Origin of the sequence: Caballeronia hypogeia (assembly GCF_001544875.2) — a bacterium.
Classification (GTDB): Bacteria; Pseudomonadota; Gammaproteobacteria; order Burkholderiales; family Burkholderiaceae; genus Caballeronia; species Caballeronia hypogeia.
The window spans coordinates 15727-36683 of record NZ_FCOA02000049.1 but is presented as its reverse complement, the minus strand read 5'-3'; the positions used below and the strand labels follow the sequence as shown (position 1 = coordinate 36683).

Sequence of the window (20957 nt, the reverse complement as noted above, 5' to 3'; positions counted from 1 at the left end):
TAAGCCGATCAAGTGGAAGTACGACGATCCTTCACGTCGAATCCGCCAGGTGCCAAATCAATGACGCAGTCGACTAGCCTTCCACGCAACGCCATGTCAGCCTCCGCGCTTGTCATTCCACGCGTCGGAGACCTTGATATTCCCGTCGAGGTAGTGCCACGTGATGTTCTCATACATCAGCGACACGGCCTCTGTGTGGTTCTGTTGTGAGAGGCCGTCAAGCTTAGTATTTGGCATGCCGGGACTTATTCCAGATACCTTTACGTCCTCAAGCAGCATGAGGAAGTAGGCTTCCTCCCTCCCAGCGTCACTGATTCGATACCACCTGATTTCGGCAGACTCAAACGATTTGCCTTTGGAGACCGCCTGATACAGATCAGGACTCGCCGCGTCGAACTCCTTCTCGAAACTGATCGGCGAGTGGATACGCGTACCGGTGATTTTCCCCGTGGCGCTATCGACCGGCAGATGCAGGCCGTGGCTAAAACTGATGACTTCAATGCCGCCTTCTCGGCCCCCAACCGTCACACTGCCTTTGACGTCGGCTCCGCCATCGTCCTTAAGCCACATGTATGCTGGAATCGGCATGGTTCTGTCTCCTTGAATAAGCGAGACAGAACCATGCGTCATCTTTTATCGCCGTCCCATACGTTTTTTCTGAAATGCTCAGACCATTTTTCGTAGCCGACGACGGCTTCATGTTCGTGGCCTCCTGGTCGGTTTGTCTTCGATCTCCTCTTGCGAAGTCACTGCATCGTCGGCGTCGGTTTCCACTTCAATATGACGGAGTTCGCGCTCCTCCTGCAACGTTCGTCGTGAAACCTTGATCTTGCGGGCGCTGTAATACCGCCTCTTCGATGGCTCCCGGTTGTAATCATCGATGGACTTTCGGATGATGTGTGCAACCTGATTGACGGTGGTCACGAAGGTACCAAGGGCGATCGCCGCGCCCGAAGCCGCATTAAGTACGTCACGGATCGTGTGCAGGTAGGCGATCAGCTCAGGGCCAGTCTCATGCTCGACAAAAAGAATGTGTTCTCCGGATGGCAGCCGGTAAACCGATGCAAAGCCAAAACCGTGACGCACAGTGACCCCTTTGACCAGCGGTTCTCCGAATGTCTCGTTCAGGTAAGCGTATAGGTCGTCGTATTCTGCCTTGTAGACGTAGCGATCGCTCGCTCCGACTTCTTCGTCGACGGGACGGAGTTTGATCGACACCAGTTCATCGTCGAGCAAGGATGAACTTGGGCGCTCGTAAGGGTCCAGTATCCTTTCAGCTTCGCTAAATTTTGCTGTGAAGTCGGTGGTCGCAGTCATGGCAAGTGCTCCCTTGGCGTCGTGGCGCCCGTCGGTAACGTGGGACAAACAACATCAACCGTTTCAGCGCGGACGTCCGGCATTCGGAGCACGGCCGAAGTCGCTTGTGGAGGTACGAGGTTAGGGGACTGTCTGTGCGAAAACATGACGGCGCACGCGGTGTCGCCTCGCACCATTCGTTTGTGCTTTTCATTTGACGCTGCGGATCAAATCTAGGTCTGACATAGCCAGGACTTAAGCCGTGTCGCTGGCGTCTGTGTGAGCGCACGTAGGGAAAAAGTAAGCTTAACCGGGCGCACTTTCGCGTTCATGCAAAAAAAAACGTGGAGGGCGCGCGCCCTTCACCACTGCCATTACCGACGCATTTTCTAGATCTGAGAAAACCACTCTCGACACTGGCTCGGAATACCGGCTTGATCTTCAGGACCTGAGTTTTGCCTGCCTCGACATTCTTACGGTGGCCTCCAGCGCAGCCGCTCTCCTAGTAATTTCGTGCTTGAGCGATCATCTCGTCCGCGCTCGCACCCTCGCGCCTTCCCAGTTCAAGCACACGCATTGCCGCTGCAACATGGTCACCCGCGCCCGGTATGCGAACATCGCCCACAGTTTCGCACCAGCCGTGGTTTGTAGGGGCGTTAGCCGCGTCGAAGTTTTTAAACGCAGCGATGATCAGTAATGCTAGAACGTCTTGACGGCATCAATTTGCGCGGAACCTTTAACTTTCCGGTCGCACGTTATGCGAAGCGGATACTTCCTAGTCTGAGAAGTGACCTTATGGGCCTCCCGACGAGTCGACAAGCTTGAAGCGAAATGTGGCACGCGAGCTTGCCGACAGTCGATCAGATCAAATATAGGAAAATTCCCCTTTCGCAGCTTCCTCCTATCCGCGCGAACCCGCACGACCTTGCCGAATCGCCCGGCATCATTCGCAGGGAGCTGTGACTTGTCCAGAGGGAGACGGCAAAGTCTTGATTTTTAAGGAGTTTTAATAAGGGTCGGGCGACAAACCCTTGTCGCGCCTAGACGGGCCTAACCGGAACCGCGCACGAAAATCAAGACCACCCCTTTCTGCGCGATATTCATTTTCGTGGCGGCATCCCCCGGGAACAGATGCACGATTGGCTTCGTCAGACTCCGCACCGATACCTTAGTCGTACGGAACGAGAGTCGATGACGACAAGAAAACTCGCCGGTCAGACGCTACTTTAAATATATCATGACGTGATATATTTAAAGTAGCCCTTGCTCCTGTTGCGAGGTTCATGAAATCGCAAGGCATGTCGATTGCTTGTTGCGCCGATGCAGCAGAAACTTCTGGGCTCGTGGGACGCATGCAACCGATTTTTGCCGGCCAAAAGGGTTGGTTTCGCGCCCCGCCCTCCGCTTATCGCAAGGAGTTCCTGTCATGCCACTCACTCGCCGCCACTTCATAATTCTGGCTGCCTCCGTCGCTTCGACGACAGTCCTTTCCAACGAATCACGTGCGGATGCTCCGGTGCTTTCCGAGAGCGATCCGACCGCGCAGGCGCTCGGCTACAAGACCGACGCGACGAAAGTCGACAAGACCAAGTTTTCGCACTATCAATCCGGACAGACGTGTGCGAATTGCCAGCTCTATCAAGGCAAGCCTGGGTCCGCGAACGGTCCGTGTCCGACCTATGGCGGCAAGCTGGTCGACGCCAAAGGCTGGTGCAATGCTTATGTGAAAAAGACCTGACTCAAGCGTTAGCTCATCGCACAGGGAGATACAACAGCACGAAATCGCGAACCGGAATGGCGATGCAAGTGGCGGCCGGAAGGTGAAAGCCGGGACCATCGCGTACGATGCACACGTGACCGCGCAGATCTGCGAGCTTTGAAAGGACACGATGTGGATATACGATAGGGATTCGTCGCTTGCGTGGGTCGCACACCGCTCATCCGCCTCGGCCGACTCAGCGCCGAGCCAGGCGGCGAGATCCCTTGGCAAGGCCGAGTTCATGAACCCGGGCGGATCTGTGAAAGACGGTGCGGCGCTTTGCATCATCCGAGACGCCGAACGGCGAGGCACGCTGAAGCCGGGCGGGACGGTCGTCGAAGGCACAGCCGGCAGCACAGACATCGGGCTCACACACATTTGCGCGGCACGCGGCTATCGTTGCGTGATCGTGATTCCTGAGACGCAATCGCCCGACAAGACGTCGATCCTGCGCACGCTCGGCGCTGAGGTAAGACCGGTGCCGGCCGTGCCGTACCGCCATTCGGAGAACAACCAGAAGGTTGCGGGCCGTCTCGCGGACGAGCTCGACAATGCGGTTTGATCCAACCAGTTCGACAACCTCGCGAACCGCCAGGCGCACTATGAAACGACGGGGCCGGAGATTTGGCGCGATACCGCGGGAACGATCGATGCATTCGTCTGCGTGACCGGCATGGGAGGTACGCTGGCCGGCGTAAGCCGCTATCTGAAGGAGCAAAACCCGGACATCCGCGTTGTGCTCGCCGACCCTCACGGCAGCGGTCTTTACGGCCATGTAAAAACCGGCGAAATCAAGGCGGAGAGCAGTTCGATTACTGAAGGCATCGGGTCGAGCCTCCTCACCGCGAAACTCGAGGATCCAGCGCGTGAGCGCGCCGTTGCGCGAGGCCCAGTTGTTTTAAAGAGCCGTCATAGAATCCGGTGAATGATAAGACGTTAGTGGCAAGCCAGGCTGCACGCTACGTGCTGGCGGGACTTCGCGTGCTCAGCCTGCCGGATGTCTAGTCAGCGAGGTGGTTTGTGCCGGAACTTGACCTTGTCGCGGTCGAGCGCACCCGGGTCCCGAGATCATCTGCGGGCTGGAAAATTCACCTAGCGCCATTTGCCGCGAAAATCTCCTTTGCCTGTGGCGACGTCAGGAACTTGATGAACCCTTCGGCCGTGTCACGCTGTGAGGTGTTCCGCAAGAGAACAGCGGTGTATGTGAGAGTGCTCTGAAGATCGCCGGGAAGCGGTCCAAGGAGCTTGATGCCAGGTGTTGTCGCGATGAGAGGTATCGTGCCCGCCACTATGTCGTTGCCCTTGCCCTTTAACACGGGTTCAAAGATCCCATTGGGTGCCGTACGCACAATCTTTGGCTTCAACGTTTCTGCGAGTCCGAGCCGCTCGAGCGCGTTTGCGAAGGCCTGTCCGGACTTGACACTGTTAAAGACAATGATGTCTGCACCGAGCAAGGTCTTCTTGAATTTCTCGACGGTCGAAATATCGTACGCTGGAGCGTCCTTGCGGTTACCGAGCCCGACGCCAACGTGAGCAATGATCGGTCTGTCTCCGGCGCCTACCTTGCCAGATTCTGTGAGATCGTCAGCAAAGTCCGGTTGAACGATAACTACGTCGGCCATTTCGCCGCCCTCAATCCTTTTCTTCACGACGGGCGAAGGAGCGAATACTAGGATGACCTGGTTGTGGGTCTGCTGGCGATAAAGATCCGCCACCTTGGTCAATGCAGGCTCGAGGGGGCTGTCGCTCATGACCAGGATGTCCGCTGCTTGAACTGTTGCTGTGAACATAGATAGTGCGCCGGCCAGGAATGTGCTCAGGCCGAGGCGCTTAAGGCTTGCGTTCATGGTTTGCCCCTTTGGGCGGACTTCCGGTGCTGGTCGGTAGGCGTTGACCTGGACGCCTCTGCTTAAGGGAAATTTGCGGGAGTCGAAAACGGCTTGTTGGCGTCGAGTACGAACAGCACCAGGGCGTGCAGATCCGTGGAGCCGCTAGACGAGACTTGCATCGGCACACCAGCGCCGTGGCCGGGCTCGGCATGGCCGGCCGTGACGACCATCGCCCCGTCCGAGGTACGAACGCTTTGAGCTCCGGTTAGAACAAAGAACGTCTCCGAGCCCGGGTGGGTATGCACAGGCGTCGTGCTGCGAGGAGCACCGCTAGCCTCATTGATCCTGAGCAGGTACTGCGGCGCATCGAATCGGGGGATGGGGCCAACCTCGGCCACCTTCGTGCCACCCGCGGACGATCCGCCCGCCGGGCCCAGCGTGAACAGCCACGCTTTGCCCCCGGACTCGGCGACGAGTGCCCAGGTACCTGCGGCGGATTGTGCCTTCTCACGTGTCGGAAAGCTTTCTATGCGCCAGAAAAGTGGTCCAGGCGGTAACGCTGTGACCTTTTTCTCGGCCAGCGACTTGACGACCAACGGCGCCTGCGCGACCGCCGCCGATGGCAGCAAGCATTGTCCCAGCGTCAAAGCGGCCAGGAGATTGATGAGATATCGTGTCATGAGAACACCACCGTCCGTGCATCGAGACAAGCCACTCTGGACAGTCAGCTTGCGCAAATGAAGCACCCGCTGCGTATGTAAGAACCCTAGTGCACGAAGCACATCCTGTTCAGGCTCGTTTTCCCGGATCGCCGGTGACCCCTGATCGACCTACAACCGCACTCGGGAGGATGAACAACGGGACCGGTGACGGTCGCTTCTTGGCACGACTGCTGTCCGCCCCGATCTGCAGAAACACGACGCTTCTCGGACGCTCGACATCCGGGGCGTATTTCGCCTCTTGGAAATGCGATGGTCATTCGAGGCGCTGGCACCTGACTTTCTTTCCTTTGTGCGGTGCGCCTATTCAGGTGGCTGGACTGAGGCAAAATAGGCGAGGATGTTACGCGCGACCGGCGGCATCGCGCCGCTTGCGTTACACCAATCGGACGCCTGGGGGAGATGCGCCATGGAAAAGCTCACGAAAAGCTGCTCGACGCTTGCTGCGTTGGCGCTCCTGCTGACTGGATACGCCGCTGCCGGCACGCCGCGTAGCGGCCCACATCTAACCCCAACCGAGTGCAGTGACCTGGCCGCGACTAAAAGCAACGCGCCTCGGACGCGGTCTCAACACCGAAGCGAGCTTTCGGCTTTGAGCAAAGCGGGCTACAACCCGTCGCCATGGCATGACGACCCAAACTACCCAGCGGATCTACACGCCGCGCAGCGCCGAGTCGACCACTGGTTCGAAACGGAGTGCAAGCAGTCTCAACCCAGGTGAGAAGCCCGGGAGCCACCTCCCCAGACTCAGCGCGCGTCGTATTGCAGCGCAACTGCTGATACCTTGGAGCGTGGCCTGAAGACCGTCGCACGGGCCTCCCTTTCACCAAATGTACAAGGTCTGCCGCGGTTTTTTCCGTCCGCTAAGCCGCGTTACTGATATCGCACAGTTGCGCCGGCAGATCGGCATTGAGAGCGTTTTCGTACCTTGCGACGGCAGATTCGGAAGACCGCTTATTACCGAACCTCGTCCGACGTCGAACCAGGGAAGTAGGCCCCCCTTGTTCGGGCCGCATCGGGCCGAACTCGACCCACTCCGGTCAGACAACTTTCTCCAAACCGGTCGGTCATCCAAATCCAGATTTGGCAAACCAGAGTGCCGTTGTCTCATGTAATCTCGGGCAAGTCCTTGTTTCGGACTCTGTCCCGATTCCCTCAGACCGATCGACACAGTCATGGCGCCTCAATTCGAAATCAGCGAAACCCTGGTCGGCGCGCTTTCGCTGCGGGCCATCAAGTCATTTCTCGCGGCCGCCAAGTTCAGCAGTTTCACGGGGGCAGCCAACGCACTGAGCGTGACCCCGGCGGCCGTCAGCAAGCAGGTGCGGGAACTGGAGGACTACCTCGGGACGGCGCTATTTGTCCGCTCGGGCAGAACCGTCGCATTGACGGCCGATGGCGAGATGTTCAAGGATGCCGCGCAGCTTTCGCTGATCAATATTCATCAGGCCGCCGAGCGCCTGCGCAAGAAAATTCCCGCCAGGCAGACCCTGATCGTCTGCTGTTCGCCCGCGTTTTCTGCGCTGTGGCTCCATCGGAGGCTGCCCGAATTCCTTCAGGACGCTCCGGACATCGAACTCACCGTGCTGGCTACGCAGAATTTCATCTCGATGGAAGCAGGCGTGCAACCGGACGTGTACATCGCGAAGCTGGCCAGCTTGCGCGAGGGATACGAGAGTGAGCACTTGTTCGACGACGAGGTCTATCCGGTTTGCACTCCGCAATATCTGCAGCGCCATGGCCCGATCGCGGCACCCAAAGGATTGCTCGACATGTCGCTGCTGGATCTCAGCGCTTACGGTCGCTCGCAGATTTCCGAGCACATCGACTGGAAAGTCTGGCTGGCGCTTCACGACGTGGATACCAGCTGGCGCGCCGATATCCCGCGGCAGCTCTTCACCAGCAATGATTATCCGGCCATCGTGCAGCTGGCCCTGGCGCATCAGGGGGTGACCCTGGGCTGGCATCATCTCGTCGGACACCTGGTCGACAGCGGCGATCTGGTGCGTCCGCTGCCGCACAAGACCGTCATGAGGAATCGCGGCCATTACCTCTCCGTGCGGAAAGACAAGGTGGACGCCAGCGTGTGCAAACGATTCAGCCAATGGATCAAGCAGCAACTCGCCGTACAACCTTCAACTAAAAGTTGAAGGAATGCCAGAGGAAATGTCGCTTAAGTTTGCGGCGAAACCGGCATAAATTCCTCTTCACGCCGCACAGGGGCGGCGGGACGTAAGAGGAAATCAGCACATGGGTTTCAAGCGAAGCATCCATGCGGTGGAAACCCACTCGGGTATTCCCATGCGCGTCGTGACCGGCGGCATCCCGCATATTCCCGGCGACACCGTCCAGGCCAAGATGAAATGGCTGGAGGCCAATGACGACGGACTGCGCAAGCTGCTTCTGCGCGAGCCGCGCGGCTATCCGGCCCACTGTTGCAATATAGTCGTGCCGCCCTGTCACCCGGAGGCGGACGCCGGCTACATCATCCTCGAGCAGGTGGAATACCCGATGATGTCAGGCGGCAACACCATCTCCGTGGCCACCGTGCTGCTGGAAATGGGCATGCTGCCCATGCAGGAGCCGGTGACCGAACTGACTCTGGAGGCGCCGGCCGGCCTGATCCGCATCACCGCCGAGTGCAAGGACGGCAAGGTCAAGAGCGTGAAGTTCAGGAACGTACCGGCCTTTGCTGCGCACCTGGATGCGGTCATCGATGTCCCGCACCTGGGCAAGGTGCGGGTGGATGTGGGCTGGGGCGGCATGTTCTACGCCATTGCCGACGTGCGACAGTTTCCGGGGCTCGAACTGAAGCCCGAGCATGGCAAGGAGATCGCGCGGGTCTCGGCCATGATCCGGCAGGCCGCCATCGAGCAGCTGCCCGTTGCGCACCCCGATTATCCGGGCGTTGGCATCACGATTTCCCAGCTCTCGGGACCCACCGACGACCCGCGGGCCGACTGGAAGAACGCGGTCACCATGCCGACCGGGCCGCTCTCGTGGGACGATCCGGCCACCTGGACCGGCGCGATCGACCGCTGCCCCTGCGGGACCGGCACCTGCGCCAAGATGGCTGTGCTGCATGCCAAGGGCGAACTGCCACTGCACCAGGACTTCCGGCACCAGGGAATCCTGGGTACCGTGTTCACCGGTCGCCTGGAGGAGACGACCCGCATCGGCGAGCAAGCGGCGGTGGTGCCGACGCTGGCCGGGACCAGCTGGATCCATGGCATCCACACCATCGTGCTGGATCACGACGACCCCTTTCCCGAGGGCTACACCCTTGGGGACATCTGGCCGAAACAGTAGGGACGGTACGCATGCAGATCATTTCCGCGCAGCAGATCCAGTCGGTACTCGACTGGTCCGGCGTTCTCGACGCGTTGCACCGCGGTCACGCGGGTGCCCGGCCCAGCGGCGGCAGCTACTTCATCGGGGATTCGAGCTTCGGCCTGTTCAGCCGGGGCGTGATCCTGCCGGGCAGGGGCGCCGGGGTCAAGATCGCGTCGATCCATCCGGCCAATTGCGCTGCCGTCCCGCCGCTGCCGTCGGAGCAGGCCGCGTTTCTGGTCCTGGACGAGCGCACCAAGGGGCTCGTCGCGATGCTGGACGGCCCCGAAATCACGCGATGGAAAACCGCGGCCGATTCCGCGCTGGCGGCCCGCATGCTGTCCAGCGAGCACAGCGAGGTCCTGCTGGTGCTGGGCGCGGGTCCGGTTGCACGGTCGTTGACGGACGCTTATCTGCACATTCGGCCTTCCATTCGCGAAGTGTTGCTGTGGAATCGCACGCCGTCAAAACTTGAAGCCGCGCGCTCGGCGCTTGAGGCAAGAAACATCCGGGCCAGCATTGTCGAGGACCTCGATGCCGCAGTCGCCCGCGCAGACATCATTACGGCCGCCACCAGCGCATCCACGCCCGTGATCCGGGGCGAGTGCGTTCGTCCTGGTACGCATGTCGATCTGGTGGGGGGATACCGGCCCGACATGCAGGAGGCCGATTGCGATGTGTTCCGCGGTGCACGGATCTTCGTGGACGACCGCCAGAGTGCCGTTCAGTCGGGGGACATTCAAATCCCGCTGCAAGCGGGCGTGATTCGGGAGCGTGATATCGAAGGCGATCTGTTCGATCTGTGCCGGATGACGGCGTTCCATCGCTCGGCAACGGACAGGACGGTGTACAAGAATGCCGGCGGTGCGCACCTGGATCTGATCGTCAGCCAGTATGTTGTCGAGCAATTGAAACCACGCTAGTCAGCAGGTCCGGCGCCAGATGGGGCGGAAGGCCGGTTCAGCCGACCTGCCATCGCTTTCGATTGTGACATCGACGACCGTTGCACCCTCGAAGCCGCCATTGGCACGCGCTCGTGACGAACGGCTCCTACGGGTCGGGTTGCGTAAGCCCGCTTTCCAGATTCATCGCAGGAAAGCGGTCGGTGGAATTCCGCTTCCCGGAAGCGGCCAGTCGCCAGTGGGCACTCCCGACCCTCTCCTACCGTTCGACGGGCCGCTGACAGGATGGCCGAAATTGCTTGCATAACGGCCATCCGTTCAAGTATCCCGGCGCGTCTCGGACGTTCTCATTCCGGCTGCTGATTCGACGGATGCCTATTAGCGACGGTGTCGTGCGCAAGCGGCACGATTCCCAGGCCTTCGAGGAGAGCCCTACTTTGTGTACCTGCGAATTGCCTCGTATCAACGCTTTGCGCACGCTGAATTGCCATCCGGTCGAGGGACGCCACGTGCTGGCGAACGAAACAGTGCGCCAGTTTGCTGACCGACGCAGAACGATGGATCCGAGACACCACAGCGGCCCCCGAGGTCCATCGACCCCGCGCCCGCCGTACGCACCTCCGTGAGTTGGCCAGATCAACCGCTCTTTGCATGGCTGGTTCGAGGAACGTACATCGCGCGTCGCGAGTCTATGTGGGCAATGCCACCCGTGGCTCGATGCAATTGCACTTCACGATCATGGACTTCGATCTTCGTCCATTTCGACGCCACACGTCATTCAAGCCGTCCCGCTTCCGTTCCCACCTCGTACCGCTTCATCACTTCATGCCAGATCGCGCTGATCTTCTTTGCGATGTCGTCGGGATCAGGGAAGGCCTCGCTGATCAGCGCATCGTTCTTGATGTAACGCTCGCTCAGCGTTTCGATGGTCATCGTGATCAGGATGCGGATGGTCCCGGCATACTCGATCCGCTCGGCCCCCGTGAACTCGCGCCCGCGCCGCCGCCCGGAGACGTGCACGACCTTCATCGCCCACTGGTCGTTGCGCTGCTCCCGGATCTTGCACAGTTCGGCATTGCGATGAATGGCCGTGAACAGGTTCGCATTCGACGCATAGGCCCGCGAGTACCACAGGTTCGCCTCCAGAATGGCATCGTAGGCCGGCAGGTGCCGCGAGCTGCTCACGCGGCTGCCCTCGATGTACTCGAAGAACATGTTCAGCACTTCGAAGACACAGCTCTCGATATCCTTGAAGTGGTTGTAGAACGTGCTGCGCGCGAGACCCGACTGCTCGAGCAAATATTCGACGGTCGGATTCTGCGCGGGGTTGTCCTGAAGAAAACGCGCGGCGATTGTCACGAAGACATAGCGCGTGCGCTCGCGTTTCGACAACGACCGGTCCAGCGCCTTGGCCGCGAGCATCTCTTCGAACCTGAGCGACGACGGTACGTCGCGTGCCTCGACAGGCGACTCTGCCATCATCGGACTCCCTGTGTGACGTTAATAGCGCTGCATTTTACCGAACGCGGAAACAGCATCAGCGCGTCGAGGAGGCCGGCATCCCCTGGAACCGGGCGACATCCAGATGCGCGACCTGAGGCCCCGCTTCGCCTTCCACGATGAGCCGCGCCACCGCCTCGCCGATCGCCGGCGAGAACTTGAAGCCGTGTCCCGAGAAGCCGGTCGCGACGAGCGTCCGCGAACCCTTCGCGCCTGGCACGCAGCCGAGCAGGCCCTCGTCGTCGGGCGTATACGCATCCATGTAGACGCCAATGCGCACCGGATCCCGGCGCAAGCCCGGCGCGACCGCTGCCGCGGCGTCGCACAGATGCGCCAGCTCGCCGGGAGGCAGGCTGCGCGGCAAGGCCTGCGGCGCATCGATGGCGGGCCAGCCGTCAATGTTGCAGCTGCCCTTGACGGTCGCGCCGTCCATGCTCGGAAACATGTAGAAGTAGCCGCTCTCGAAAAGGTGCATCAGCACGATCGAATGGCCGATGTCGTAGCGTGCCGGCTCGCGCGGCGCGAACCAGCCGAGCGAAATGCGCCGCGTGACGAGCGGCAGTACGGCCAGCGCCGGATCGAACGAAGCCCAGCCGCCCGGCGCCATCACGACATGGGAGAACGTCTCCTTCGTATCGCCGGAGCGCAGCTCGACGCGATCGTCGAACGACTCGACGGCATCGACGCTCGTGTAGTTGCGCAGGCTCGCACCGAGCCCAGCCGCGCGCTCCACCGCGCACAGCACCGCGAGATCGGCGCGCAGCGCGCCGCCTTCGGGATCAAACAGCATCATCTCCTCGGGCGCGAGATGAAACTGCGGGAAACGTCCGGACGCAGCCGCGCGATCGAGCGCTTCGAGCCGCAGGCCAAACTCCGCCGCCGTCTCGCGGATCGCACGCATGCCGGGCGCGTGCGCCGCGCCGACAGTCGCGACGCCGGTCTGATACAGCAGCCGCTGATCGGCCTCCGACTCCAGTTCGCGCCACATCGCGAGGCTTTCGCGCACCAGCGGCACGTGCCGCGCGCCTTCCTTGCAGGCAATCCGAAAGATGCGGCTTTCGCCTCCTGCCGCGCCGCGATCGTGCGCGGGCGCATAGCGGTCGAACAAGGTGACCCTGACGCCGCGCCGTGCGAGACGCCACGCGCTCATCGCGCCGATTACGCCGGCCCCGACGATGGCGACGTGCAAAGAAGACGAAGGAGGTTTGAGCATGCTGGAACCGGTCGAAGAAGAAGGAAGGTGTCAGGCGAAGTGGCAGGCCACGCGCTGCGGCGCGCCGGAACGATGAATCAGGGCCGGCGTCGATTGCGCGCAGATGTCCCGCGCCATCCAGCAGCGCGTGCGAAAGCGGCAGCCGCTCGGCGGATCGGTCGGGCTCGGCAGATCGCCGGTCAGCACGCGCGGCGCGCGCGCACGCTCGACGCGCGGGTCGGGAACGCTGGCGCTATCGACGAGCGCCTGCGTGTACGGATGCCGCGGCGCCTGCAGCACATCGCGGGCGGTGCCGGATTCGACCACGCGGCCCATGTACATCACCGCGATGTCGTGCGAGATATTGGCGACCACGGCCAGGTCGTGTGACACGAACACGTACGACACGCGCAGATCGTCCTGGAGCTCGCGCAGCAGATTGACCACTTGCGCCTGCACAGAGACATCGAGCGCGGACACCGGCTCGTCGCAGATCACCACGCGGGCCGGGCGCACCAGCGCCCGCGCGATGCCCACGCGCTGCTGCTGCCCGCCCGAGAGCGAATACGGATAACGCGACGCGTGCCCCGCGTTCAGCCCGACGCGTTCGAGCATCGAGATCACGCGCGCGGCGCGCTCTTTTTTCGGCAGATGCGCTTCGTGAATATCGAGCGGCTCGCGCACGATCTCGCCGATCTTGAGGCGCGGGTTGAGCGCGGTGTAAGGCGACTGGAACACCATCTGCACGTCGCGCATCACCTCGCGCCAGCGCTCGCCGTGCAACTGCGAGATGTTGACGCCGCCCACGTGCAGCGTCCCGGCGCTCGGCGCGAGAATGCCGACGAGCATGCGCGAAAGCGTCGACTTCCCGCAGCCCGATTCGCCGACGATGCCGAGCGTCTTGCCGCGCCCGAGCGAAAGGGTCACGTCATCGACCGCGTCGAGCGACAGCGGCCGCGCCGGCCAGGGGCGCGAGATCCGAAAGCGCCGGCACAGGCCAGACGCATGCAGCGCCGGAACCTCGTCGGCGGGCGTCGCCAGTTCATGCACGTTCTGCATACTTCACCTCATCCGGAGAGAACCGGCATAGGGTCATGCGGCCATCGGCGAACACGATCGGCCGCGGCAGTTCCGCTGCGCATTCCGGCACAGCGAGCGGGCAGCGCGGATGGAACGCGCACCCTTGCGGAATCGCCTGCGGCGAGGGCGGCGCGCCCGCGATCGCGCGCAGCGCCTCGCCCGGGCAATCGAGACGCGGCATCGCCTTGAGCAAGGCGCGCGTGTACGGATGCGCGGGCGCGTCGAACACGTCGGTGACGGGGCCGGTTTCGACCGCGCGCCCGGCGTACATCACCAGCATGCGATCGGCCATGCGCGCCACGACGCCCATGTCGTGCGTGACGATCAGCACCGCCATGCCCAGTTCGCTGCGCAGGCGCATCAGCAGTTGCAGGATCTGCGCCTTGATTGTGGCGTCGAGCGCAGTGGTCGGCTCGTCGGCTATCAGCAGGTCGGGTTCGAGCGCCAGCGCGATCGCGATCAGCGCGCGCTGACGCATGCCGCCCGAGAACTCGTGCGGATAGTGATGCACGCGGTCTTCCGGCGACGGAATGCCCGTCAGCGTCAGCAGCTCGATGGCGCGCCGCATGGCCGCGCGGCGCGCCATGCCGCGATGAACCATCAGCGTCTCGGCGATCTGGAAGCCGACCGTCGTGCACGGATTGAGCGCCGCGAGCGCGTCCTGGCTGATCAGGGCCATGCGCTCCCCGCACAGCCGGCGGCGCGCGCGCGGCCCGAGCGTCATGGTGGGCTGGCCGGCCAGCGTGATCCGGCCGGTGGTGGTCGCATCGCCGGAGAGCAGTCCCATCACCGCCTGCGCCATCGTCGACTTGCCGGAGCCCGACTCGCCGATCACGGCGAAGACTTCGCCGCGCGCGACGCGAAAGCTCAGGTCGCGCACCACCCGCACGTCGCCGGCCCGGGTGCTGAACGACACGTTAAGGTCGGCGATGTCGAGGATGGGCGTGTCCGCTTCGCTGCGCAGTGTGGACACGTTCATTTCGCCGAGACCTTGACCGTGGCGAGGTCGAAGTTGTCGCCGAAGCGCGCATCCCACTGGAGCCGCTTCGAGAAGCCGTAGATCGACGCCGCCTGCCACACCGCTGCGACGTAATAGCGGTCGTGCACCAGTTGCTGCGCGGCTTTCCAGTCCTCGGCCCGCTTCGCATCGTCCATCTGGCCGGCGGCCTGCGCGGCCAGCTTGTCGAACTCGGGGTCGGCGGTCACGCTGAGCGGCGAGCTCGAATTGAGAAACGAGTTCATCTTGCTCGCGTCGCCCTCGCCGAAATCCCAGCCGATGATATAGAACGGCCCGCCGCTGCGGCTCTGCATCATGCCGATCAGACGGCCCCACTCCATGACCTGCGGCGTGATCCTGAAGCCCGTCGAATTGAGCTGCGCGTTGATTGCCTGATAGATGTCGCGGTCGTTCACGTAACGGCCATCCGACGTGTACGTCTTGAGGTCGATCGGCTTGCCGTCGAGCTGCGCCTTGGCGTCCTTGCGGTCGGTCGGATACGGCTTGATCGCCTTGTCGTACTGCACGACGGTCGGCGCCAGCGGCGGCCCCAGCACGCGGCCGTACTTGCCGAGCAGATGCGTCACGATGTTGTTCATGTCGAGCGACTCGACGAACGCCTTGCGGACCTTGATGTCGTTGAACGGCGGCTTGCGCGAATCGAGCAGCAGCGTGTGCACGAGGCCGTCCATGCTGGAGATGACCTTCGCGTTCTGCGACTTGTCGATGCGATCGACATCCGCGATCGGCACGCGCTGGATGATGTCCACTTCCCCTTGCAGCAGCGCGTTGACGCGCGTCGAGTTCTCGGGCACGAACGTGAAGCGCCCGACCGAGACGTCCGGCACGGTGCCCCAATAGGTCGGATTGCGCTCGAGCGTCAGCGCGCTGCCCTTGCGCCACTCGGTCAGCTTGTACGGGCCCGATCCGAGCGGCTTGTCGTTCACTTCCTGCTGGCTATGCGATTCGAAGTAATGCTTCGGCACGATGAACACCCGCCCGCTGCCCCCGATGGGCTGCATGCGTCGCGGCAGCAGCGGATCGGGCGTCTTCGTGCGGACATCGACCGTGGTCGGATCGACGACGATCACCTCGGAGATCGACGCGATCTGCGACGCGTGCGGCGAATTCGTCGCCGGGTTGAGGATGCGGTCGATCGAAAACTTGACGTCCTCGGCGGTCAGCGGCTTGCCGTCCTGGAACTTGACGTCGCTGCGCAGCTTGAATTCCCACAGCGTCGGCTCCTTGAGCGTGTACGACGTGGCCACGTTCGGCAGCAGCTTCCCGTTGCTGGGATCGAGCGCGAGCAGCGTATCGTAGATCTGGCTCATGATCGCCATGTCGGGGCCATTGGCGGTGCGCGCCGGATCGAGCTGATCGATGCCGCCGCTCAGCGCCACGCGCACTTCGGCGCCCGCCGGCGGCGCGGCGTGCGTGGCCGGCACGCCCACGCAGAGGAGCACCGCGCATGTCAGCGCGCGCCACGCCTTCGCCAGGGGATTTGCTGCAACTGGTTCTCCCGCTTTCATGAGCTACCTCTTCGAGTTGAGATGCGTCAGTGGGTGAGGGACACGGCGTCTTCAGCGCCGGTTCAGCTTCGGATCGGACGAATCGCGCAACTGTTCGCCGAGCACGTTGATCGACAGCACGAGCAGAAAAATGCAGGAACCCGGAAACACGGTGAGCCACCAGGCGGTGTCCATGTAGTCACGGCCTTCGCTCAGCATGCGTCCCCACGTGGGCGTGTCGGTCGGCACGCCGAGGCCGACGAAGCTCAGGCCGCTTTCCATCACGATCGCCGTGCCGAGCGCGAAGGTAGCGAGCACGAGCACGTTCGGCAGCACGTTGGGCAGGATATGGCGCAACAGCACGCGCCAGGTGCTGCCGCGCATCACGAGCACGGCCTCGACGTATTCGAGCTGGCGGATCTGGTTGGTGTCGGAGTACGTCACGCGCGCGAAAGGCACCCAGCTGCCGAGCGCGATCACGGCGATCACGAGCGGCACGCTCGGGCTCAGGATGCCGACGATGGTGATCGCGAGCAGAAAGAACGGAAACGACAACTGGATGTTCGACAGATACAGCAGTAGGTCCGCGGCGCGCCCGCCGCGATAGCCCGCGAACACGCCCGCGCAGATCCCGATCGCGGCGGCCAGCGCGACCGCCGCTATTGACACGAACAGGGCGGGCCGCGCGCCCATGATGAGCAGCGACAGCACGTCGCGCCCGAGCGCGTCGGTGCCGAACCAGTAGCGCCCTTCCGCGCCCGTCGCGCCGGCGGGAAGCAGGCGGCTGCCGAGATCCTGGAAGGTCGGGTCGAACGGCGTGATGGCATCGCCGCCGAGCGCCGCGACGAGCGTGAGCATCAGGAAGGCGATGCATAACACGATCATCATCGGCTGGCGCGCGACACGCCGGCGCAGCCGCGCCCAGGGCGAAATGGAGAGCGTGGAGGGAGTCATGTTTTCCTCAGCCGCGGATTGACGATCCGGATCACGATTTCGACGAGCACGGTGATGACCGCGAAGATCACGGCGACATAGGCAACCACACCCTGAATGATGGGGAAATCGCGCCGCTGGATCGATTCGATGGCGAGCCGTCCGATGCCGGGCCACGAGAACACCGTCTCGGTCAGCACCGCGCCGCCGAACAGCGAGCCGATCTCCAGCGCGATCAGGGCCAACACCGGCACGATGCCGTTGCGCATCACGGTGCGGAAGATCACGCGGTGCTCGGGCATGCCCTTCGCGCGCGCCGCGTTGACGTAGCTCGCGGGCAGCACTTCGAGCATCGACGAACGCGTGAGCCGCGTGATGCCCGGAAACACGAACAGCGCGAGCGTGATCGACGGCAGCACGAGGTGCCGCCAGCCGCCGATGCCGTAGGTCGGCAGCCAGCCCAGGCCGACCGCGAAGATCTGGATCATCAGCAGGCCCATCCAGAACGACGGCACCGACGCGCCCATCACGCTCACGACCTGCACCGACCGGTCGAGCAGCCCGCCGCGCCGCGTCGCCGCGAGCACGCCGAGCGGGATCGCGAACACCAGCGCGATCACGAGCGACGTGCTCGCGAGCAGCGCCGTGTTCGGCAGGCGCCGCATGATGATGGCGGTTACGGTGTCGCCGTCGAAGTACGAGCTACCGAACTCGCCCTGCGCGGCGCCTTCCATGTAGTTCAGATATTGCCGCGGCACCGGCTTGTCGAGTCCGAGCTGCTTCTGCAGCGCGAGACGCTGTTCGGCGCTCGCGTCCTGCGGAAGGATCTGGGCGGTCGGATCGCCGCTCAGGCGCACCATGAAGAACGTGAGCGTCATCGCCGTCAGCACGACGCACAGGCCCAGCCCGATCTGCTTGCCGATGAGATGCAGCATGACGCTAGGTCCTTTCGGAGGCTTTGCCGCCGGCGTAGTACTGTGTGCGCCACGCAATCCCGGCGCTCGGTCCTTCCTGCATCACGCGACGCTGGAATTCGCTGCGCGCTTCGTCGTCCATGAACGAGAGATACGCGGCGGCTTCCACCCAGCTGTCGATATGCGCGGCCATCCCCTGCGCCTCGTAGGCGCGGTTGATGCCCACCTTGTTGATGGTCACCGCCGACGGCGGCAGACGGCACAACGTCTGCGTCAGCGATTCGACGGCGGCCTCGAGCGCATCGTCCGCCACGACCGTGCTGACGATGCCCATGCGCAACGCCTCGGCCGCCGTGAACTGCCGCCCGGTCAGCAGGATGTCCTTGGCGATCTTGTGATTGACGAGCCACGGCACCATCATGAACGCGGGACCTTCGCCGAACAGGATCTCCGGCTCGCCGAGGCGGCAGCTTTCGGCGGCGATCGTGAAGTCGCACGGCAGGACGAGTTCGAACGCGCCGCCCATGCAGTAGCCGTGAATCGCCGCGATCACCGGCTTCTTGCAGCGCCACACCGCCCAGCGCGCCCGGTTGGCGATTTCGTGCAGCGAATGCAGCCGTTCCTCGTGCGTGCGGTCGCCCATTTCGAGCGTCAGGTCGAAGCCCGCCGAGAACGCCCGGCCATTGCCGCGCAACACGATCGCGCGGCAGGCGGGATCGGCGCTGGCTTGCGTCACGCGTTCGCCGATGAACGCGTAGATCTCCGGCGTCAGAGCATTGAGCTTTTCGGGGCGGTTCAGCGTGATCGTCATCACGTTGTCCTGCGTCTGGACCAGCGGCATCGGGATAGTCACGTCGGCTCCTTGTCGTTCACGGCGATCGCGGCATCGACCGGAATCAGATCCCGGCCGACGATCATGACGGGGTTGCACTCCACGCTCTCGATCGCGGGATCGGAGCACAGCGCGGCGTTCAGCTGATTGAGCAGGTCGGCGAGCGGACCGGGCGGCACGGCGGGCTCGCCGCGGAATTCGCCCCATGCGCGGGCGCTGGTGAGCCGCGCCAACGCGCGCGCCACGCGTGCGGGCGTCGCCGGCAGCAGGACCACGGCGACATCGTCGAGCGCTTCGGTGAGCACGCCACCGAGACCGACGATGCCCAGCGACACGAGCGACACATCCCGCCGCACGCCGACGATCAGTTCGCGGCGCCGTCCGAGATCGCGCGTCACGGTGAATCCCTGTAGCACGTGCGCGCCGGGCGCCTGCGCGACGCTCGCCGAGATCCCGCGCGCCGCGTCCTGCACGGCGCGGGCATCGCCCAGTCCGGTGCGCACGCCGCCGAGATCGCTCTTGTGCGCGACGCCAGGCAAAATCGCCTTCACCACGGCCGGATAACCGATCCGCTCGCTGGCTTCGGCCGCGGCTTCCGGCGAATCGGCGGTGAGCACGACGGGCAGCTTCACGTCGTATCCGGCGAGCAAGGCGTACGCGCCGACTTCGGTGGCGTAATCGCGCGATGCGGCGTCCGCCACGGTCGGCCGCGCAGGCTCCGCGTGCCGGGGCAGCGTCTCGTCGGTCCGCGCGAGAAAGCGCCCGCGCTGCCGGAGCGCCGCGAGCGCCACGCCGATCGACGCAATCGAGTCGAAGCACGGCACGCCCGACTCGCGCATCGCCGTGAACGAAGGATGCGCGCGGTCCGCATACGGCGTGTAGAACACGATCGGCTTGCCGAGCTTCGCCTGCAACGAGCCGAGCAGCGGCGCCGCGCTCACGTAGTCGTGCGGGCTGTCCTTGCCGAGCCGGCCTTCCTTCCACAGACCGTAGAGGCCGTAGTTCACGGCGGCGTCGAGCGACGGACACATCGTCATGACCAGTTCGGTCAGGGAGGAGAACAGGCTCGGATCGTTGATGAACGCGCCGGTCATGTCGACGGGATTCTTCTTCGGTGCCCACGACGGCAGGAGGCCGCTCAATCTGTCGACGAGTTCGACGGGGAATTCCGGCACCTTCAGGCCCACCGATTCCACCTCGTCGGTGCAGACCGTCGAGTGGCCGCCGCCGGAGCCGACAATCGCGACATCGTCGCCGGTCATCGGGGGGCAGCGCATCAAGGCTTCGGCGACCGGCAGCAGATGCTCCATCTGCGTGACCTCGACGATGCCCGCTTCCTCGAACAGCGCGCGATAAACCCGCTCCGTCGACGACAGCGACGCCGTATGCGATTCCGCCGCGCGCCGCCCCGCCGACGCCCGGCCGCCCTTCAGCACGACGATCGGCTTGATGCGGCTCACCCGCGAGCAGATTTCGAAGAAGCGGTCGCCGCTTCCCGGGCGCAGTCCTTCGAGATAGATCGCTATGACGCGCGTGTCGTCGTCCTGGCCGAGATAGTCGATATATTCGTGCATCGGGATATCGGCCTGATTACCGAATCCGACGAAGCACGAAAATCCGAGATCGTGCTTGCGCGCCTGATCCCACAGCGTCACCGCGACGTTGCCGCTCTGGGACACGAGCGCCACTTTGCCGGCCGGTAGCGGCGTGATTTCGGTCAGATTCAGGCCCCAGGGAAGATTGAACAGGCCCATGCAGTTCGGACCGACGATGCGCATGCCGTGCGCGTTGCAGGCACGCACCATGTCGGCCTGCAGGCGGGCGCCCTCCTCGCCCATCTCCGCGAAGCCGGCGGTGAACACGACCGCGAACGCCGCGCCGCGCGCCGCGGCCGCTTCGAGCACCGCGGGCGTCTGCGCCGGTCCGAGCAGATTGAAGGCGACGTCGATATCGGCCGGCAGGTCCTTCGCGTCGGTGTGGATCGTGTGGCCCTCGAGTTCGCCGGCCTGCCGGCCGAGCAGCGAGATCCGCCCGCCGAATCCCGCATCGAGCAAGGCGCGCAGGAACTTATAGCCGGCCTTGTCCTTGTCTCTCGATACCCCGAGCAAGGCGACGTGCTGCGGCTTGAACAGGCGATGCAATGGGTGTTGGGTGGCCATGTTCGGA

At 63.3% G+C, this 20957-nt stretch carries 18 protein-coding genes and 1 pseudogene; 6 read left to right on the top strand and 13 right to left on the bottom strand.

Translation table 11 applies throughout. The features are described 5' to 3' along the window. Nucleotides 1–96: 96 nt before the first annotated feature. Both tssD and AWB79_RS36070 read right to left on the bottom strand, forming a co-directional pair. The gene (gene tssD / locus AWB79_RS36075; RefSeq protein ID WP_061172250.1) at nucleotides 97–588 is read right to left on the bottom strand and encodes a type VI secretion system tube protein TssD; all 492 of its coding nucleotides are present in this window, start codon (nucleotides 586–588) and stop codon (nucleotides 97–99) included. A gap of 108 nt (nucleotides 589–696) precedes the next feature. Beyond that, nucleotides 697–1317, bottom strand: coding sequence for a hypothetical protein (locus AWB79_RS36070; RefSeq protein ID WP_061172249.1), 621 nt, complete (start codon nucleotides 1315–1317; stop codon nucleotides 697–699). Between the two features lie 1405 nt (nucleotides 1318–2722). Here AWB79_RS36070 and AWB79_RS36065 point away from each other — a divergent pair. Both AWB79_RS36065 and AWB79_RS38995 read left to right on the top strand, forming a co-directional pair. Further along, nucleotides 2723–3034, top strand: a complete 312-nt coding sequence (locus tag AWB79_RS36065) for a high-potential iron-sulfur protein (RefSeq protein ID WP_061172248.1) — start codon at nucleotides 2723–2725, stop codon at nucleotides 3032–3034. 183 nt (nucleotides 3035–3217) lie between these two features. After that, nucleotides 3218–3935: pseudogene (locus AWB79_RS38995) on the top strand (pyridoxal-phosphate dependent enzyme); the annotation flags it as partial. Nucleotides 3936–4143: 208 nt separating this feature from the next. Here the strand turns inward: AWB79_RS38995 and AWB79_RS36055 are convergent. Both AWB79_RS36055 and AWB79_RS36050 read right to left on the bottom strand, forming a co-directional pair. Next, the gene (locus AWB79_RS36055) at nucleotides 4144–4902 is read right to left on the bottom strand and encodes a molybdate ABC transporter substrate-binding protein (RefSeq protein ID WP_082862574.1); all 759 of its coding nucleotides are present in this window, start codon (nucleotides 4900–4902) and stop codon (nucleotides 4144–4146) included. A 62-nt stretch (nucleotides 4903–4964) separates the two neighbouring features. Continuing rightward, entirely contained in the window at nucleotides 4965–5564 is a 600-nt protein-coding gene (locus tag AWB79_RS36050; RefSeq protein ID WP_061172246.1) for a cupin domain-containing protein, read from the bottom strand. A 448-nt stretch (nucleotides 5565–6012) separates the two neighbouring features. Between AWB79_RS36050 and AWB79_RS38700 the strand changes: the two genes are divergently transcribed. From AWB79_RS38700 to AWB79_RS36035, 4 genes are all read left to right on the top strand, one after another. Further along, entirely contained in the window at nucleotides 6013–6324 is a 312-nt protein-coding gene (locus tag AWB79_RS38700; protein WP_074169482.1) for a DUF4148 domain-containing protein, read from the top strand. A 454-nt stretch (nucleotides 6325–6778) separates the two neighbouring features. Beyond that, on the top strand, nucleotides 6779–7753 hold the full coding sequence (locus AWB79_RS36045; RefSeq protein WP_061172245.1) for a LysR substrate-binding domain-containing protein: 975 nt from the start codon (nucleotides 6779–6781) through the stop codon (nucleotides 7751–7753). A 100-nt stretch (nucleotides 7754–7853) separates the two neighbouring features. Continuing rightward, nucleotides 7854–8912, top strand: a complete 1059-nt coding sequence (locus tag AWB79_RS36040) for a proline racemase family protein (protein ID WP_061172244.1) — start codon at nucleotides 7854–7856, stop codon at nucleotides 8910–8912. Between the two features lie 11 nt (nucleotides 8913–8923). After that, a complete protein-coding gene (locus AWB79_RS36035) occupies nucleotides 8924–9856 on the top strand; it encodes an ornithine cyclodeaminase family protein (RefSeq protein ID WP_061172243.1) in 933 nt (310 codons plus the stop codon). A gap of 753 nt (nucleotides 9857–10609) precedes the next feature. Here the strand turns inward: AWB79_RS36035 and AWB79_RS36030 are convergent. Genes AWB79_RS36030 through AWB79_RS35990 form a run of 9 tightly spaced genes read right to left on the bottom strand, consistent with a single transcriptional unit; the run spans nucleotide 10610 to nucleotide 20950 of the window. Then, nucleotides 10610–11314, bottom strand: coding sequence for a TetR/AcrR family transcriptional regulator (locus AWB79_RS36030; protein WP_157695924.1), 705 nt, complete (start codon nucleotides 11312–11314; stop codon nucleotides 10610–10612). Between the two features lie 58 nt (nucleotides 11315–11372). Further along, nucleotides 11373–12548: an FAD-dependent oxidoreductase gene (locus AWB79_RS36025; protein ID WP_063963622.1), complete on the bottom strand. Its 1176-nt coding sequence runs from the start codon at nucleotides 12546–12548 to the stop codon at nucleotides 11373–11375. A gap of 30 nt (nucleotides 12549–12578) precedes the next feature. Further along, nucleotides 12579–13586 (bottom strand): ABC transporter ATP-binding protein, encoded by a 1008-nt coding sequence (locus AWB79_RS36020; RefSeq protein ID WP_061172240.1) that lies wholly within the window; start codon nucleotides 13584–13586, stop codon nucleotides 12579–12581. Continuing rightward, complete coding sequence (locus tag AWB79_RS36015; protein ID WP_061172239.1) at nucleotides 13570–14586, bottom strand: ABC transporter ATP-binding protein; 1017 nt, start codon at nucleotides 14584–14586, stop codon at nucleotides 13570–13572. The genes AWB79_RS36020 and AWB79_RS36015 overlap by 17 nt, the downstream gene beginning before the upstream one ends. After that, on the bottom strand, nucleotides 14583–16133 hold the full coding sequence (locus tag AWB79_RS36010) for an ABC transporter substrate-binding protein (RefSeq protein ID WP_061172238.1): 1551 nt from the start codon (nucleotides 16131–16133) through the stop codon (nucleotides 14583–14585). Before AWB79_RS36010 ends, AWB79_RS36015 begins: the two co-directional genes overlap by 4 nt. 51 nt (nucleotides 16134–16184) lie before the next feature. Further along, entirely contained in the window at nucleotides 16185–17066 is an 882-nt protein-coding gene (locus AWB79_RS36005) for an ABC transporter permease (protein ID WP_061172237.1), read from the bottom strand. Then, complete coding sequence (locus AWB79_RS36000; RefSeq protein WP_061172236.1) at nucleotides 17063–17980, bottom strand: ABC transporter permease; 918 nt, start codon at nucleotides 17978–17980, stop codon at nucleotides 17063–17065. Before AWB79_RS36000 ends, AWB79_RS36005 begins: the two co-directional genes overlap by 4 nt. Before the next feature lie 4 nt (nucleotides 17981–17984). Continuing rightward, the gene (locus AWB79_RS35995) at nucleotides 17985–18812 is read right to left on the bottom strand and encodes an enoyl-CoA hydratase/isomerase family protein (protein WP_082862573.1); all 828 of its coding nucleotides are present in this window, start codon (nucleotides 18810–18812) and stop codon (nucleotides 17985–17987) included. After that, nucleotides 18809–20950 (bottom strand): acetate--CoA ligase family protein, encoded by a 2142-nt coding sequence (locus AWB79_RS35990; protein WP_061172234.1) that lies wholly within the window; start codon nucleotides 20948–20950, stop codon nucleotides 18809–18811. Before AWB79_RS35990 ends, AWB79_RS35995 begins: the two co-directional genes overlap by 4 nt. Between the last annotated feature and the right edge of the window lie 7 nt (nucleotides 20951–20957).

Coding starts and splice junctions, on each gene's coding strand:
- tssD (WP_061172250.1), bottom strand. CDS start 588: ATGCCGATTCCAGCATACATGTGGCTTAAGGACGATGGCGGAGCCGAC.
- AWB79_RS36070 (WP_061172249.1), bottom strand. CDS start 1,317: ATGACTGCGACCACCGACTTCACAGCAAAATTTAGCGAAGCTGAAAGG.
- AWB79_RS36065 (WP_061172248.1), top strand. CDS start 2,723: ATGCCACTCACTCGCCGCCACTTCATAATTCTGGCTGCCTCCGTCGCT.
- AWB79_RS36055 (WP_082862574.1), bottom strand. CDS start 4,902: ATGAACGCAAGCCTTAAGCGCCTCGGCCTGAGCACATTCCTGGCCGGC.
- AWB79_RS36050 (WP_061172246.1), bottom strand. CDS start 5,564: ATGACACGATATCTCATCAATCTCCTGGCCGCTTTGACGCTGGGACAA.
- AWB79_RS38700 (WP_074169482.1), top strand. CDS start 6,013: ATGGAAAAGCTCACGAAAAGCTGCTCGACGCTTGCTGCGTTGGCGCTC.
- AWB79_RS36045 (WP_061172245.1), top strand. CDS start 6,779: ATGGCGCCTCAATTCGAAATCAGCGAAACCCTGGTCGGCGCGCTTTCG.
- AWB79_RS36040 (WP_061172244.1), top strand. CDS start 7,854: ATGGGTTTCAAGCGAAGCATCCATGCGGTGGAAACCCACTCGGGTATT.
- AWB79_RS36035 (WP_061172243.1), top strand. CDS start 8,924: ATGCAGATCATTTCCGCGCAGCAGATCCAGTCGGTACTCGACTGGTCC.
- AWB79_RS36030 (WP_157695924.1), bottom strand. CDS start 11,314: ATGGCAGAGTCGCCTGTCGAGGCACGCGACGTACCGTCGTCGCTCAGG.
- AWB79_RS36025 (WP_063963622.1), bottom strand. CDS start 12,548: ATGCTCAAACCTCCTTCGTCTTCTTTGCACGTCGCCATCGTCGGGGCC.
- AWB79_RS36020 (WP_061172240.1), bottom strand. CDS start 13,586: ATGCAGAACGTGCATGAACTGGCGACGCCCGCCGACGAGGTTCCGGCG.
- AWB79_RS36015 (WP_061172239.1), bottom strand. CDS start 14,586: ATGAACGTGTCCACACTGCGCAGCGAAGCGGACACGCCCATCCTCGAC.
- AWB79_RS36010 (WP_061172238.1), bottom strand. CDS start 16,133: ATGAAAGCGGGAGAACCAGTTGCAGCAAATCCCCTGGCGAAGGCGTGG.
- AWB79_RS36005 (WP_061172237.1), bottom strand. CDS start 17,066: ATGACTCCCTCCACGCTCTCCATTTCGCCCTGGGCGCGGCTGCGCCGG.
- AWB79_RS36000 (WP_061172236.1), bottom strand. CDS start 17,980: ATGCTGCATCTCATCGGCAAGCAGATCGGGCTGGGCCTGTGCGTCGTG.
- AWB79_RS35990 (WP_061172234.1), bottom strand. CDS start 20,950: ATGGCCACCCAACACCCATTGCATCGCCTGTTCAAGCCGCAGCACGTC.